General features: G+C 65.3%; 10 protein-coding genes and 1 pseudogene. 9 read left to right on the top strand and 2 right to left on the bottom strand.

The window, feature by feature from the left end; translation table 11 throughout:
• Positions 1 to 59 precede the first annotated feature (59 nt).
• Complete coding sequence (locus tag ACQ4W7_RS11730; RefSeq protein ID WP_436530608.1) at positions 60 to 3410, bottom strand: TIM-barrel domain-containing protein; 3351 nt, start codon at positions 3408 to 3410, stop codon at positions 60 to 62.
• A gap of 347 nt (positions 3411 to 3757) precedes the next feature.
• Between ACQ4W7_RS11730 and ACQ4W7_RS11735 the strand changes: the two genes are divergently transcribed.
• The 9 genes and pseudogenes from ACQ4W7_RS11735 to ACQ4W7_RS11775 all read left to right on the top strand — a co-directional run.
• Positions 3758 to 4906 carry an SIS domain-containing protein gene (locus ACQ4W7_RS11735; protein WP_436530610.1) on the top strand — a complete coding sequence of 383 codons (1149 nt, stop codon included), beginning with the start codon at positions 3758 to 3760 and terminating at the stop codon, positions 4904 to 4906.
• Positions 4893 to 5840, top strand: coding sequence for an ROK family protein (locus ACQ4W7_RS11740; RefSeq protein ID WP_436530612.1), 948 nt, complete (start codon positions 4893 to 4895; stop codon positions 5838 to 5840). Before ACQ4W7_RS11735 ends, ACQ4W7_RS11740 begins: the two co-directional genes overlap by 14 nt.
• Before the next feature lie 5 nt (positions 5841 to 5845).
• A complete protein-coding gene (locus tag ACQ4W7_RS11745; protein ID WP_436530614.1) occupies positions 5846 to 7189 on the top strand; it encodes a D-tagatose-bisphosphate aldolase, class II, non-catalytic subunit in 1344 nt (447 codons plus the stop codon).
• A gap of 35 nt (positions 7190 to 7224) precedes the next feature.
• A complete protein-coding gene (locus ACQ4W7_RS11750; protein WP_426074398.1) occupies positions 7225 to 7992 on the top strand; it encodes a DeoR family transcriptional regulator in 768 nt (255 codons plus the stop codon).
• A 3-nt stretch (positions 7993 to 7995) separates the two neighbouring features.
• Positions 7996 to 9090, top strand: coding sequence for an N-acetylglucosamine-6-phosphate deacetylase (locus tag ACQ4W7_RS11755; protein WP_436530616.1), 1095 nt, complete (start codon positions 7996 to 7998; stop codon positions 9088 to 9090).
• A 38-nt stretch (positions 9091 to 9128) separates the two neighbouring features.
• Positions 9129 to 10916, top strand: coding sequence for an MFS transporter (locus ACQ4W7_RS11760; protein ID WP_436530618.1), 1788 nt, complete (start codon positions 9129 to 9131; stop codon positions 10914 to 10916).
• Positions 10917 to 11124: 208 nt separating this feature from the next.
• Positions 11125 to 12522, top strand: a complete 1398-nt coding sequence (bcaP, locus tag ACQ4W7_RS11765; RefSeq protein WP_436530620.1) for a branched-chain amino acid transporter BcaP — start codon at positions 11125 to 11127, stop codon at positions 12520 to 12522.
• Positions 12523 to 12599: 77 nt separating this feature from the next.
• Positions 12600 to 13886 carry a DUF445 domain-containing protein gene (locus ACQ4W7_RS11770; protein ID WP_436530622.1) on the top strand — a complete coding sequence of 429 codons (1287 nt, stop codon included), beginning with the start codon at positions 12600 to 12602 and terminating at the stop codon, positions 13884 to 13886.
• Between the two features lie 21 nt (positions 13887 to 13907).
• A pseudogene (locus tag ACQ4W7_RS11775) lies at positions 13908 to 14204 on the top strand (LysR substrate-binding domain-containing protein); the annotation flags it as partial.
• Here ACQ4W7_RS11775 and ACQ4W7_RS11780 read toward each other — a convergent pair.
• Positions 14152 to 14415: a hypothetical protein gene (locus ACQ4W7_RS11780; RefSeq protein ID WP_426074393.1), complete on the bottom strand. Its 264-nt coding sequence runs from the start codon at positions 14413 to 14415 to the stop codon at positions 14152 to 14154. The pseudogene ACQ4W7_RS11775 and the gene ACQ4W7_RS11780 overlap by 53 nt on opposite strands.
• Between the last annotated feature and the right edge of the window lie 42 nt (positions 14416 to 14457).

Raw genomic sequence — 14457 nt, forward strand, 5'->3', positions numbered from 1 at the left:
CTGCAAGAGCCCCTCCCCGGTCCGAAGAGGGGCTCGTTTTTAGTGAAATGATGATGTGTCTAGCGCGGCTTGACTGTCGCGCCCTCCGTGCCGGTCAACACCGCGTTGGCCCAGTTACCACAGACCTGGGCCGGGTGGGCGCCGCGCGCGCCCAGGGTGCGCAAACTGAGCTGGCTCAGGCCGCGCACGTCGATTTCGGGTTTGACCACCCCGGGAGCCGTGACCAGGCCGCTGTCATACAGCAGCCGTTCACCGCTCCAGACCTGGAATTGCAGGCCGCCCGCGCTGCGGCAGCTATCGTCCACGCCCAGGTCGGCGCGCAGCAGATTCCAGTTGCCCGCCAGTTGCAAGTCGATGCGGCTGGCAGGTCCCACGCCGAGGCCCTTGCGGAACCACAGCCCGTTCATGCGCATCTCGACCGCCTTGCCGGCCGGCCGGTCGCGCGCAATATTTTTCGGCAGCGCCAGATCCGACAGATAGCGCTGCACCTCCTCGCCTTCGGCCACGCGGTGCTCGAGCACGCGGAATTCGGACAAGGTGACGGGCGCCACGTCGGTCGCCAACGCCGCATCGAACGCCCGCGCCACCGGCGCGCCTTGCACTGCCGTGACCATCGGATCGGTGGACGCCGCGCCATCGCCTTCCGGATTTTGCGTGCTCATCACGCGGAAGCGCAGCAAGCGCCCGGCCGTGGCGGGAAAATTGATCGTCTGCGTGCCTTGTTCCAGTTTCAGGGTGCCGCGTGCAAGCGGCGCGCCCCACTCGCCGTTGTTGTCGCCGATGTAGATTTCATAGTCGCGCACCTGGCCATGTTTCCAGTGCTGGTCGTTGCGCGGCGCCAGTTCGATGCCGTCCACCAGGCGCCGCTCCGTGAAGCCGATCACCCATTCGTGCGGCCCGCTTTTCACGGACGGACTGCGCACGGTGCGGAACCACGTCTCGGGCTTGCCATCGAAGGCGTTTTCCAGCGGATAGCCGTTTTCCTCAAAGGGACGCGCCACCACCTGCATGGCGTCGGCCGGCAAGGCGCGGCCCGGTACGGGCGCGGCCGGGAAGTCGGCGTCCAGTCTCGCCACGGCCAGCGCGCCGTCGACACGCATGGTCAAGGGCTGGCGGATATCGTGCGCCGCCACTTTCACGTGCAAGGTACCTTGCCGGTCGGCCGCGTCGAAGAACCAGCCTTCGACCGCCTTGTCATAGGCGGCACGCTCGCCGGATGCCGCGATCAGACGTTCGCCAGCCCGCACGGCGGCCGGTGCCCGGCCCGCCAGCATGCGCAGCGCATAGCCACGACGCGCTTCCTGACCCGCGTATTGGCCTGCCACGGCGCCGATGTCGACCTGCACGTCGCCGCCCGTTTGGCGCATGCGGATGATTTGCTGGCTGTAGGCACCGCCCTGGTACTGGCGCGTGTTGCCGTCGTCTTCATATAGGGTGTATTCGGAATCGCCGTGTGGATAAATATCGAGGGTCAGCTGATCCTTCGGCTTCTGGCCGTCGTACAGCATTTCCGGATACATGGGCAGGATGGCGCCGCCGCGCACGAACACGGGCAGCTTGTCCAGCGTGACCTGCAAGTCCAGATCGCGGCCTTTGGCGTCGGCCGTGGCCTGGCGGCCATCCCAGTAGTCGTACCACGTGCCCTGTGGCAGGTGGATGCCCTTGCGCCAGCCGCCGCTGACGGCCTGGCTGCGGTAGACAGGCGCCACCAGCACGTCGCGCCCCAGCAGGAATTGATATTTATAGGCTTCCGTGTAGGCGGCCGGGTCTTGCGGGTAATCCCACATCAGCCCCCGCACCAGCGGCGCGCCCGATAGCTCGGCTTCGCGCACGAGGGTATACATATACGGCGTCAAACGCATCTTGAGTTTTAGGTAGCGGCGATTGATGTCGCGGTACGGTTGCTCGAACCACCACGGATGCTTGCGCTCAGCCGCGGCCCAGCCGGACATGCCCATCAGGACGGGCGTAAAACTTTTCCACTGCAGATCGCGCAAATAGGTTTCCGGGCTGCCGCCGAAGATGGCGTCCACGTCGCCCGATGCATACGCCTGACCGGACAGGCCCGAGCCGATCAGGGTCGGGATGTGCCAGCGGATGTAATCCCAGCTGGCGCTCTGGTCGCCGGTCCACGCCACGGCGTAGCGCTGGATGCCGGCCCAGCCCATCACCGTCCACAGGAACGGGCGGCTGTCGGAATTGTTCAGGATGCCGTCGTAAGCGGACTTGTTCGCGTCCATGGCGAACTGGTAGCCCTTGCCCGTCCACGCCACGTCCAGTTTTTGTACGCGGCTGCCCGCCTGCCCCACTTCCCAGGCGATCTTGTCGACGCCGTTTTCCGTCCACAGGCCCGTGCGAAAACCGTAGCCGGCCAGGCCCTTTACCGTCTCCGGCAAACTCGTGTAGCCGCAGCCATAGCCATCGTTGGGCAAGATCCAGCCGCCCGGCATATCATGTTCACGGTACTGGCGCGCCACGGTTTCCACCACGTCCGGCGTCTTGCCCGTCGGGCCATCGCTCCAGCCCTTCGGCACGGAGCCCGGCTTTTTCACGTTGTCGCCATCGTTATAGCAATCGGCGTCGCCGTATTCCAGCGCCCAGCGGGGCAGCATGCGCGCGCGGCCCGTCAATTCCGTGTAGCGGGCGACGACGTCGCGCACGTCCTTGCCGACGAAGAAATACGCATCGAAGCGGCCTTCCGCGTGCTGCAGCGATATCTGCTCCTTGTCACGCAAGTCGTAATGACCGTCGGACCAGGTATTGCGCAGCATGCCCCAGCCGCGTGAACTCATCAGGAATGGCGCGGGGTTCGGCCGATCGCCCTCTTCCCAGCCGCCCGAATATGACACGGGCACCTGCTTGCCCTTGAATTCGAAGCGGCCATTCTGCTGGCCGCCGCCAAAGTAACGTTCGCCCGGCAGACTGGAAAGCACCTGCACGCCCTGCTTGTCGTCGAGCGACAGCGGCTGCACTTCGCGCCACAGCGGCACCGCGTCGCCCTTGCGCAGCAGGGTAAAGCGCAAGGGTTGACGGTCGATGCGCAGGCTCAGGGCTGCGGTACTGATCAGGATATGCTCGGTCTGCTCGCTGAACTCGTACGCCACTTGCGCGGCCGGCTGACCCACGACGATGGGCGCGGCCTTGTCGCCCGGCCCCGTCAAACCGGCCTTGCCGCCTGCCTGGATACGCAGCACGTCCGCCTGCGGCAGGCTGATACGCAGCTGCATGCCCGTATCGCTGCGCACATCCCAGCCCAGTGCCTCCCCCTTGGCCACGTCGGCCGCGTGCATGGCGGAAATCGTCTGCAAATTGCCGATAGTCGCGGCATGCAGGCCAGGCGCAGCCAAGGTGGCGAGGGCGGCGAGGACACAGGCGGCAAGGGCGCGGCGGGGAAGCGGAAGTGGTTTCATCAGGCGGCTTTCAGAAAATCGAAGTGATGGAAATACTTTAAGAAGAAAAATAAATATCGTCAATCAAAAGAAAGTTCTACCGCCAATTTATTAATAAAATGCCCAAAATTGGCGCAATTTTCTTACGTTTCACCAAAATGTCACAAAACATACTTTCGTTATCGTCGCATTTCAGCGACAAGCCGCGCCGCCACAGGCTTTTACGCTGCACCGCAGCACACTCCACCGTCGTTAAAACGACATTATTTCGCAAGCCACCAAACAATTTACTTTCGTTTTACTTTCGTATTTGACTTTTCGAAATTTAGTATTTATGCTTTCCCCAACAAACACTTTACTGACACTCCATGACTACCCTTCTTCAGCGTGACATTCAAACCTGGCGCGACATCGGCGGCCTGCACACGGCCGAGGAAATCGCCCACCAGCCGGCCATCTGGCGCGCGCTGGCCAGCATTTTGCGCAGCGAGCAAGCCAGCCTGGCCGCCTTCCTGGGCGACGCGCTGTCCAATCCCGCGCAGCGCGTCATTCTGACGGGCGCCGGCAGCTCGGCCTACGTGGGCGAAATCGTTGTCGACACCTTGAATGCCGCCTGGCCCGCGCACATCCGCGCCATCGCCACCACGACCCTGCTGACGCACCATGAGCTGTACCTGGAAGCGGACGCGCCCACCCTGCTCGTCTCGTTTGCCCGCAGCGGCGACAGCCCGGAAAGCCTGGCGGCCGTGGAATTGCTGCGCCAGGTGGTACCCGGCGCGCGCTTTTTGAACATCACCTGCAACGCCGATGGCAAGCTGGCGCGCCAGGGCGCGAACGACGCTAATACGTATAACCTGCTGATGCCGGAAGGCAGCTGCGACCGCGGTTTTGCCATGACCAGCAGTTTCAGCAGCATGCTGCTGGCGGCCCTGTCGGTGCTGGGCAAGGACACGGATCTGACTCGCCTGGAGACGCTGGCGCAACTGGGCGAACAAGCGTTGCGCGACTGGTCGGCTCCCGTGGCGGACCTGGGTTCGCAGCCAGTGCAGCGCGTGGTCTACCTGGGCAGCGGCCCGCTGGAAGCACTGGCCAAGGAAGCGGCATTGAAAATCCTGGAACTGACGGGTGGCCGCGTGATGGCGATGGCGAATACCCCGCTGGGTTTCCGCCACGGCCCGAAATCGGCCGTCACCACGGAGTCGCTGGTGATCCTGCTGCGCAGCAGCAAGCCGCTGGCGCGCCAGTACGAGGACGATCTATTGAAAGAACTGCAGCGCGACAGCGTGGCGCAGACGTGCCTGACCGTGGGCATCGGCGGCGACTTATCTGCCAACTTAGCGGCCGACGCGCCGGCCTGGCCCGACGCCTGGCTGGCGCCATTGTGGCTGCTGATGGCGCAGCAATATGCGCTGCACCAGTCCGCGCTACTGCAACTGCGCCCCGACAATCCATTCGCCGGCGGCATCGTCAACCGTGTCGTGCAAGGCGTCACCATCTATGGCCATGACCAATTCTAACCACAAAACGGGCTACCACGGCATCGACATCGGCGGCAGCAAGATCGAGCTGGTCGCCTTTGCCGACCGCGACGGCGCGCTGACCGAGGTGTTCCGTGAGCGGGTGGCCACGCCGGGCGACGATTTTGCCGCCTTCGTGCAAGCCATCGTCGAGCTGGTGGCGCATGGCGACGCGGCACTGGGTACGACGGCGCCCGTCGGCATCGGCTTGCCCGGCGTGATCGACAGCGCCAGCGGCCGGCAACTGAGCTCCAACGTGCCCGCCCTGAACGGCCGCCTGGTGGCGCAAACGCTGCAGCAAGCCTTGCAGCGCCCTGTCGCCATCGGCAACGATTGCCAGTGCTTCGCCCTGTCGGAAGCGCAAGGCGGCGCGGCCGAGAATGCCGCCAGCATGTTCGGCGCCATACTCGGCACGGGCGCCGGCGGCGGCTATTGCGTGGGCGGCCAGCTGCTGCGCGGCTTTAACGGCGTGGCCGGCGAATGGGGCCACTGGAGCCTGCCCGCCACCCTGCTGGCGCAGCACGGCCTGGCCGAGTATTGCTGCCCATGCGGTAAAGCGGGCTGCCTGGAACGCTATGTCTCCGGCCCCGCCATGCGTAAACTCCACGCGCACTTCGGCGGCGATGGCGCCGAGCCGCTGGCCATCGTCGCCCGCGCCAACATCGGCGACGCCGTGGCCCAACGCACGGTGGCCGTGCACCTCGATGTGCTGGGCCACGCGCTGGCCGGCCTGGTGCTGGCCTACGACCCGCACGTCATCGTGCTCGGCGGCGGCCTGTCCAAGCTGCCGCACCTGTACGACAGGCTGCCGGCCGCCGTCAAGCGTCATTTGTTCCCCGGCGTGCACGTGCCGCCCATCTTGCCGCCCCGCTTTGGCGATGCCGGCGGCGCGCGCGGCGCGGCCCTTTTGATACGACAACATACCAAGGCGTAAACATCATGAAGCAAGTGGAAAACCCGACTTTTACCTTGTCCCCGATCCAGCAAGTGATCAAGGCGCACCGCCGCGGCGAACGCGTGGGACTGTACGCCGTCTGCTGCAGCCACCCGAGCGTGCTGCGCGCCGCCATGCGCGTGGCCAGCGAGTACGACACCGTGCTGCTGGTCGAAGCGACGTCGAACCAGGTCGACCAGTTCGGCGGCTACACGGGCATGACGCCGGCCGTTTTCCGCGACACCATGCTGGCACTGGCGCGGGAACAGGGTTTCCCGACCGAGCGCCTGGTGCTGGGCGGCGACCATCTTGGCCCGAACGCCTGGCAGCACCTCGACGCGGCCACCGCGATGGCCCACGCCGAGACCCTGATCGCCGCGTATGCGTCGGCCGGTTTCCATAAAATTCACCTCGATTGCAGCATGCGCTGCTTTGACGACCCCTTGCAGCTCGACGATGAAACCGTGGCCGCACGTTCGGCGCGCCTGTGCATCGTCGCCGAAGCCGCCGCCGCCGCCGCCGGCTTCGAGCCGCCCGTCTACGTGATCGGCACGGAAGTGCCGATTCCCGGCGGCGAAGCATCGCTGGCGCAGGCCGGCGCTGTCACCAGCCCGCAAGCGGCGCGCCGCACGCTGGACGTGCACCGCCGCGCCTTTCTCGACAAGGAACTGCATGGCGCCTGGCGCCGCGTGATCGCCATGGTGGTGCAGCCGGGCGTCGATTTCGACCAGAGCAGCATCCAGCACTACGACGCGGATGCCGCCACCGAGCTGTCGGCCTTTGTCGCCGAGCAGCCTGGCCTGGTATTCGAAGCCCATTCCACCGACTACCAGCGCGAATCGGCTCTGCATGCCATGGTGCGCGACCATTTCGCCATCCTGAAAGTGGGCCCGGCCGCCACCTTCGCCCTGCGCGAGGCGCTGTACGCGCTGTGCCAGATCGAGCAGGAACTGCTGCCGGCGCAAGCCACCTCGCAGCTGATGCAAGTGCTCGACGACGTGATGGCGGCCAAGCCGAAGAACTGGATCAAGCATTACCTGGGCACGCCGGACGAACAGCGATTGATGCGCCGCTATGGCTTGAGCGACCGTTGCCGCTATTACTGGGGCGAGCCGGAAGTGGCGGCCGCCGTCGACAAGTTGCTGGCCAACCTGGACACCGTGGCGATTCCGCTGCCGCTGTTGAGCCAGCATTTGCCGGAACAGTACCTGGCCGTGGTGCAGGGCAGCCTGCCAGCGCAGGCGCCAGCCTTGATCGAGCACAAGATCGGCAGCTTGCTGGCGCAATATGCGCGCGCCTGCAACCGCAATGCGGCAGTCCCCGTCATTGCCGAAGCGGCAATCTGTTAAGCTCGGTATTTTCATTTTTTACTGAGCCCGCCACCATGCGAAATACCAGCCAACGCCGTGAATCCATCCTCCAAATGCTTGCCCAGCACGGCTCGGTGCAAGTGACCGATCTGGTGGAAAAGCTCGGCGTGTCCGCGGTCACCATCCGCAGCGACTTGAATGCGCTGGAAGCGCAAGGCATGGCCACACGCAGCCACGGCGGCGCGACGCTGACGCGCACGCCGCCGCTTGAACACACGATACGCCAGAAAGATGCCATCAACCACGAGCAGAAGGAGCGCATCGGCGCCTTCGCGGCGCGGCTGGTGGAACCGGGCGACAACATCATCATCGACTCGGGCACCACCACCATCTCGCTGGCGCGCCATTTGCGCGATGCGACCGGCGTGACGGTGGCCACGAATGGCCTCAACATCGCATGGGAACTGGCCGACGCTCCCGGCGTGGACCTGATTCTGACGGGCGGCTTGCTGCGCAAGCAGTCGCTGTCGATCCAGGGCAGCCAGGCCGAAACCTGTCTGCAAGCGTACAGCTTCGACAAACTGTTTTTGGGCGTGGACGGCTTCGACCTGCAGTTTGGCGTGACCACCCACCACGAAGCGGAAGCGAGCTTGAACCACAAGATGGTGGAACGGGCCAAGAAAATCATCGTCCTCACGGACGCCTCCAAGTTCGGCCGCGTCAGCCTGCACCGCATCGTGCAGCTGGACCGCGTCGATACCGTCATCACCGATGCCAGCATCAGCCAGGAATACCGCGAAGGGCTGCAAAAGCTGGGCATCGAACTTTTTATAGCGGAATAACACATGCTGAGCGGCAGAATCCTTACCCCATCTGGCTGGATCACGGGCACCATCACTTTTGATCAGCGTATCGTCCAGATACAAGAAGACCCTGCCGCCGACAGCGCGCTGACCATTTTGCCCGGTTTTATCGACCTGCACGTGCACGGCGCGGCCGGCGTCGACATCATGGAAGGCGGCGACGCGGGCGCCACCGTGGCGCAGGTGCATGCGCGCCACGGCACCACGGCCTTGCTGGGCACCACTCTGACGGCCAAGGAACCCTCGATCCTGCGCGCCCTGCAAGGCCTGGCCGGCGTCATCGCCGAGCGCCCGGCCAACGGCGCGCGCATGCTGGGCGTGCACCTGGAAGGACCATTCCTGAACCTGCACCGCCTGGGCGCGCAGCCGCCCGACGTGGTACAAGCCAGTCTGGCGCTGGTGCAGCGCTTTCACGCCATCGCCCCCATCAAGGTGCTCACCATGGCACCGGAAATCCCCGGCCATTTGGCAATGATCCCGCAACTGGCGGCGCTGGGCATCCGCGTGCAGATCGGCCACAGCGCCGGCACGTATGACGAAGGCGTCGCGGCCCTGAAGGCGGGCGTCTCCGGCTTCACCCACCTTTACAACGGCATGACGGGCATGACGCACTACGACCCCGGCATGGTGGGCGCGGCGCTGGCGCATGCCGAATACGCGGAAATCATCCCCGACCTGCAGCACGTGGCCAAGGGCGCCCTGCGCGCCGCCCTGCGCGCCATTCCGCGCCTGTACGGCGTGACGGATGCCACCTCGGCCACCGGCATGCCGGACGGCGAATACGGCCTGGGCACGCAGCGCGTCTACAAATGCCTGGGCTGCGTGCGCCTGGCCACGGGTTCGCTGGCCGGCAGCGTGCTGACCATGGACCAGGCGCTGCGCAATTTCGTCGACCTGGGCCTGGACCTGGCCGACGCCTCGAACCGTTTGTCGCTGTACCCCGCCGATTACCTGGGCGAATCCGAACGGGGCCGTTTGGCGCCCGGCGCCTGGGCCGATATCGTCGTCCTCGATTCCACACTACAGCCAGTGTCCGTCTTCGTCGAAGGCGCGGCCATCGATCTTTCCACCCGCTAGACCACCTCCCCCAACCTCAACCCCGTCCCGGAGTTTTCATGCACGACACGTCACACAAGGCCCCTGTGTGGGCCATGCGCTACCTGCTATTTATTGCCGGCATGGGGGGATTGCTGTACGGCATAGACATCGGCATCATCGCCGGCGCCCTGCCTTACCTGGAATCGACGGCCTCGGTGGCCTGGAAACTGACAGCCCAGCAGCTGAGCTTTATCGTCGCCGCCGTGCTCTTGGGTTCAGTCCTCTCCTCGCTGTTCGCCGGCGCCCTGGCCGACCTGCTGGGCCGGCGCTGGGTGATGTTCCTGGCCGGCGCCCTGTTCAGCGCCAGCATTCCGCTGATCGCGCTGGCCGACGGCTACACGCCGTTGCTGCTGGGCCGCCTGCTGCAAGGCATCAGCGGCGGCTTGATCGGCGTCGTCGTGCCCCTGTACCTGGCCGAATGCCTGCCCGCGCAACAGCGGGGACGGGGCGCGGCCCTGTTCCAGCTGCTGCTGACCATCGGCCTGGTGGCGGCCGCCCTGATCGGCCTGCTGCAAGCGCAGACGGTGGAAACGGCAACGCAAGCGGCGCAAGCCTTGCCGGAAGCTGGCCGCATCGCCGCCATCTTCACGGCCAAGGACCACGCCTGGCGCAGCATCTTCTGGGTCTGTTTGACGCCGGGCCTGGTATTTACCGTCGGCGCCCTGCTGCTGGCCGAATCGCCGCGCTGGCTGGCGCAACGGGGCCGCATCGGGCAGGCGCGCCAGTCCCTGCTGCGCACGCGCCTGCCCGCAGCCGCCGAGCTGGAATTGCGCGAGATGCAAGACACGCCAGAGAACGCGGCAAAGGCGAGTGGCAAGGCCAGGGATCCGCTGCTGAGCCGCCGCTACGTGCTGCCCTTCCTGCTCGCTTGCCTGATCCTGGCCTGCACGCAGGCGACGGGCATCAATTCCATCCTTGCGTATGTCGTCAACATCCTCAATCAGGCGGGCTTGTCGGGCGCCTCGGCCAACATGGCGGACGTGCTGCTGAAGGTACTGAATGCCGTGATGACGGTGGTGGCCGTGCTGCTGGTGGACCGCAAGGGCCGCAAATTCCTGCTGATGCTGGGCACGGGCGGCATCGTCGTCTCGCTGCTGGCGGCCGGCTTGCTATTCCGCGGCGCCGAAGCGCACCTGGCCGACGTGCGCCCCGCCATCGCCACCCAGGTTCAGGCGGACGGCCTAACCCTGCACCTGGACACCGCCACCCTGCAAGCCCTGGGCGCGGCGGCCGACGGCACGCCACAACAACTAACCATCGCCTACGCCTACGGCCCGTTCACCAACGTGAAAAGCTTGCGCAGCGACGATCCCGTGCTGCGCCAAGTGTCAATCGCCCGCGAAGACGCCGTGCAGGCCGACAGCGTGATCGGCGTCTTCTTCCGCAAGCTGCACCTGAATCCGTTCGCCGACCCGGCCGCCGGGCGCGAGGCGCCGCTGCGCATCGAAAAGGCCAGCCTGGGTCCCGTGCCGTCGTCCACGCATGGCTGGCTGGTGGCGATTGCCATCTGCGTGTTTGTTTCCAGCTTCGCCGTGGGACCGGGCGTGTGCGTGTGGCTGGCCCTGTCCGAGCTGATGCCGACACGCATACGCTCGAACGGCATGAGCATCGCCCTGCTGGTGAACCAGTTCGTCTCGACGGTGATCGCCGCCATCTTCCTGCCAACCGTGGGCTTGCACGGTTATTCGACGCTGTTCTTCTTTGGCGCTGGTTGCACGGTACTGTACTTCCTGGCTGCCGCGTTTTTATTGCCAGAGACGAAGGGCAAGACGCTGGAAGAGATCGAAGCGCACTTCGCGAAGTAAGCCAAAGTAACCATTTGTAGCAGTCTCCTTTCCAGCCCCGGCCACATTCGGGGCTGTTTTTTTGCCTGCAAGACAAGCTTGCGGGCTGGCGCGCACGGCAATGTACAGTTTTCCTTCTGGAATCTTGGCCGCCTGGGCTAGAATCTGGCTGCGTCGTGCTGCCCACGAGGCGGCAATGGCGCCATGACAAAAACTACCAGGAGACACAGTGAGCTTATTTAGAACCAAGAATTTGGATGACATGATTGCCCACAGCAAGAAGCCGGGAGGACTGGCCAAGGTGCTGGGGCCCTTCGACCTTGTCCTCATGGGCATAGGCGCCATCGTCGGCACCGGCATTTTCGTGCTCACCGGCACGGGTGCGCTGACGGCCGGCCCCGCCCTGTCGTTATCGTTTGTCGTGGCCGCTGTCGCCTGCTGCTTCGCCGCCCTGTGCTATGCGGAATTCGCCTCCACCGTGCCGGTGGCCGGCTCCATCTACACCTACAGCTATGCCACCCTGGGCGAGCTGGCCGCCTGGATGATAGGTTGGGACTTGCTGCTCGAATACGGCCTGGCCGCGGCCGCCGTCTCCGTCGGCTGGTCCGGCTACTTCCAGTCGCTGCTGTCGGGCTTTGGCATCGCCCTGCCCGTGGCCCTGACGGCCGCCCCGGGCGCCCTGCCCGGCGTGACGACCTTCATCAACCTGCCGGCCCTGATCATCATGCTGCTGCTGACGGCCATGCTGGGCTGGGGCGTGCGCGAATCGGCGCGCCTGAACAACATCATGGTGGCCATCAAGGTGGGCGTGGTGCTGCTGTTCATCATCTTCGGTGCGCGCCACGTGCAGCCCGCCAACTGGCAGCCCTACATGCCGTTCGGCTACCATGGCATGCTGAGCGCCGCCGCCCTCGTGTTCTTCGCCTTCATCGGCTTCGACGCCGTGACCTCGGCCGCCGAGGAAGTCAAGAAGCCGTCGCGCGACTTGCCAATCGGCATTATCGGCTCCTTGGCCGTGTGCGCCGTGCTGTACGTGGTGGTGTCAGCCATCATGACGGGCATCGTGCCGTATCAAAAATTCCTCGGCGTCGACCATCCCGTCTCGCTGGCCCTGCAATACGCGGGTGAAAACTGGATCGCCGGCTTCGTCGACCTGGGCGCCATCCTCGGCATGACCACCGTGATCCTGGTGATGGCCTTCGGCCAGACGCGCATCATCTTCGCCATGTCGCGCGACGGCTTGCTGCCAAAACGCCTGTCGACCGTGCATCCACGCTTCCATACGCCGTTCTTCGCCACCTGGCTGGTCGGCATCGTGTTTGGCCTGATCGCCGCCGTGATCCCACTCAACATCCTCGCCGAGCTGATCAATATTGGCACCCTGGCCGCCTTCACCATGGTTTCCGTCGCCGTGGTGGTGCTGCGCAAGAAGCGTCCCGACCTGCCGCGCGCCTTCCGCTGCCCCGGCGTGCCGTATGTGCCGGCGCTGGCCGTGATCCTGTGCGTGGGCCTGATGACCTTCCTCAGCTGGGTCACCTGGATGGCCTTTACCATCTGGCTGGTGATCGGCCTGGTCATCTACTTCGGCTACGCGCGCCGGCGTTCGCTGCTGCACCCACCGCAGTAAAAAGTCCAATGCAGCGACATATTCTGTCGCTGCCGCGGTTAAGATGGCGGTCTCGCAAGCAACGCAGGCCGCCATCCATGCAACGTTCCCCCGACCTCATCGCACAGCTGGACCAGAGCACGGATCAGCTCAAGCGCGCGCGCCTGCGCAACATGCAGCTGCTGGCCGTCGGCTTGCTGCTGCTCGCCGCGCTGGTCTTCGCCGTGGCCCGCTCGCAGCGGGGCGGCCATCCCGCCTGGGGCTATGTCGAGGCATTCGCCGAAGCGGCTATGGTGGGGGCGATTGCCGACTGGTTCGCCGTCGTCGCCCTGTTCCGCCACCCGCTGGGCATTCCCTTGTGGCATACGGCCATCATCCCTAACAGCAAGGCGGACATCGGCCGCAGCCTGGGCGCCTTCGTGGAAAACCATTTCATTACCGAGCAAGGCATCGCCGAACGCATCGTGCAAGCCGATCCTGCCGCGCGCCTGGGCGCCTGGCTCAGTGACGAGGTCCACGCGCAGCAGCTGGGCATGGCCAGCGCCGGCGTGGTGAAACAGCTGCTGGCGATGGCCGATCACGACAAACTGGGCCGCCTGTTGCATGTACAGGCCAGCAACTACCTGGGCCAACTGAATTTGTCGGACGTGGCGGCGGACTGCATCGACGCGCTGATCGCTGACGGCAAGCCGCAGGAACTGCTGGACTTCCTGCTCGACCGCAGCGCCGCCTACCTGGACGACGAGGCACACCACGCCGCCATCGGCGACTTCGTGCTGGGCGCCTTCCAGATCGAGAACGCGCTGGTGAAAAAAGCCGTGAAAGCGTACGAGCCGCGCATGATCGCCTCGCTGCAAAAGTTTGCCCTCGCCGTGCGCATCGATCCAACCCACCCGCTGCGCCAGCGCATCGCCGGCTGGATCGCCGACAGCGCCTTGCACCTGAAGGCCGACCCGCACTGGCAGGATACCGTGCGCCGCTACCAGTTGCAGCTGATCGCCAGCGACACGCTGCAAGCCATGCTGGGCGACGTCTGGAACCACATCCGCACGCGCCTGCTGGCCGACCTGCACGCGGACCAGCCCGTGCTGGCGCAAGCGATCGCCAGCCTGGCACGCAACACGGGCCAGGTGCTGGACGCGGATATGCACGCGCGGGAATGGCTGAACGGCGCCATCGTCGCCGGCAGCGGGTCGCTGGTGCGCCGTTACCGGGGCGAAGTGGGCGCCTTCATCGCCGGCCGACTGGACCTGTGGAGCAAGGACGAAATGAGCGAGCGCATCGAACTGGCCATCGGGCGCGACCTGCAATTCATCCGCATCAACGGCACCATCGTGGGCGGCCTGGCCGGTTTGCTGATCTACGCCGTCAGCCATGCGTTTTAAGCCTGCAAGCCATCGTCACCAGCGCTGCGCGGCTCCGCCTTCGAAGATGATTTTCTGTTGATCCGCGCAGCCGAGCCGGGCCAGGGCCTGGCCCTTGTGCCGCAGCTGTACGCGCAGGAGGAAATCGCCGCCGGGCGCCTGGTGCATGTGCTGGATTTGCCCTGGCCCGCGCGCTTTGCCTGTTACCTGGCGGCGCGGCCCGACACGGCCACGCGCCCTGCAGATCAGGCATTCATGGCATGGGTCTGCGAAGAGGCGCAGGCGGCTAAAGCGCCCCATCTCCGTCCGCGCACGACACCACGCCGCACACGGTGCTGAACAACATCGGCACGCCGGCGCGCCCCATGGCGATGCAAGTCACGGCCGGTATTACAGCCAATAACAGGGCCAGGTAGGCGATCGCCTTCAGACGCCGCACGGGTGAGCGGAACACGCCCGCACCCGGCCCTTGCGGATGGCGCGCGCTGCCGGACGGCCGCTGGTCCTTGTACACCGCTTCGCTACCCCTTGCCGGTATTTTCGTAAGCATGTCCGTCTCCTCCATCCACAGTGACCAGCCTGGCATGTCAGG

The sequence above is a fragment of the Janthinobacterium algoris genome (genome assembly GCF_051380935.1).
Classification (GTDB): domain Bacteria; phylum Pseudomonadota; class Gammaproteobacteria; order Burkholderiales; family Burkholderiaceae_D; genus Janthinobacterium.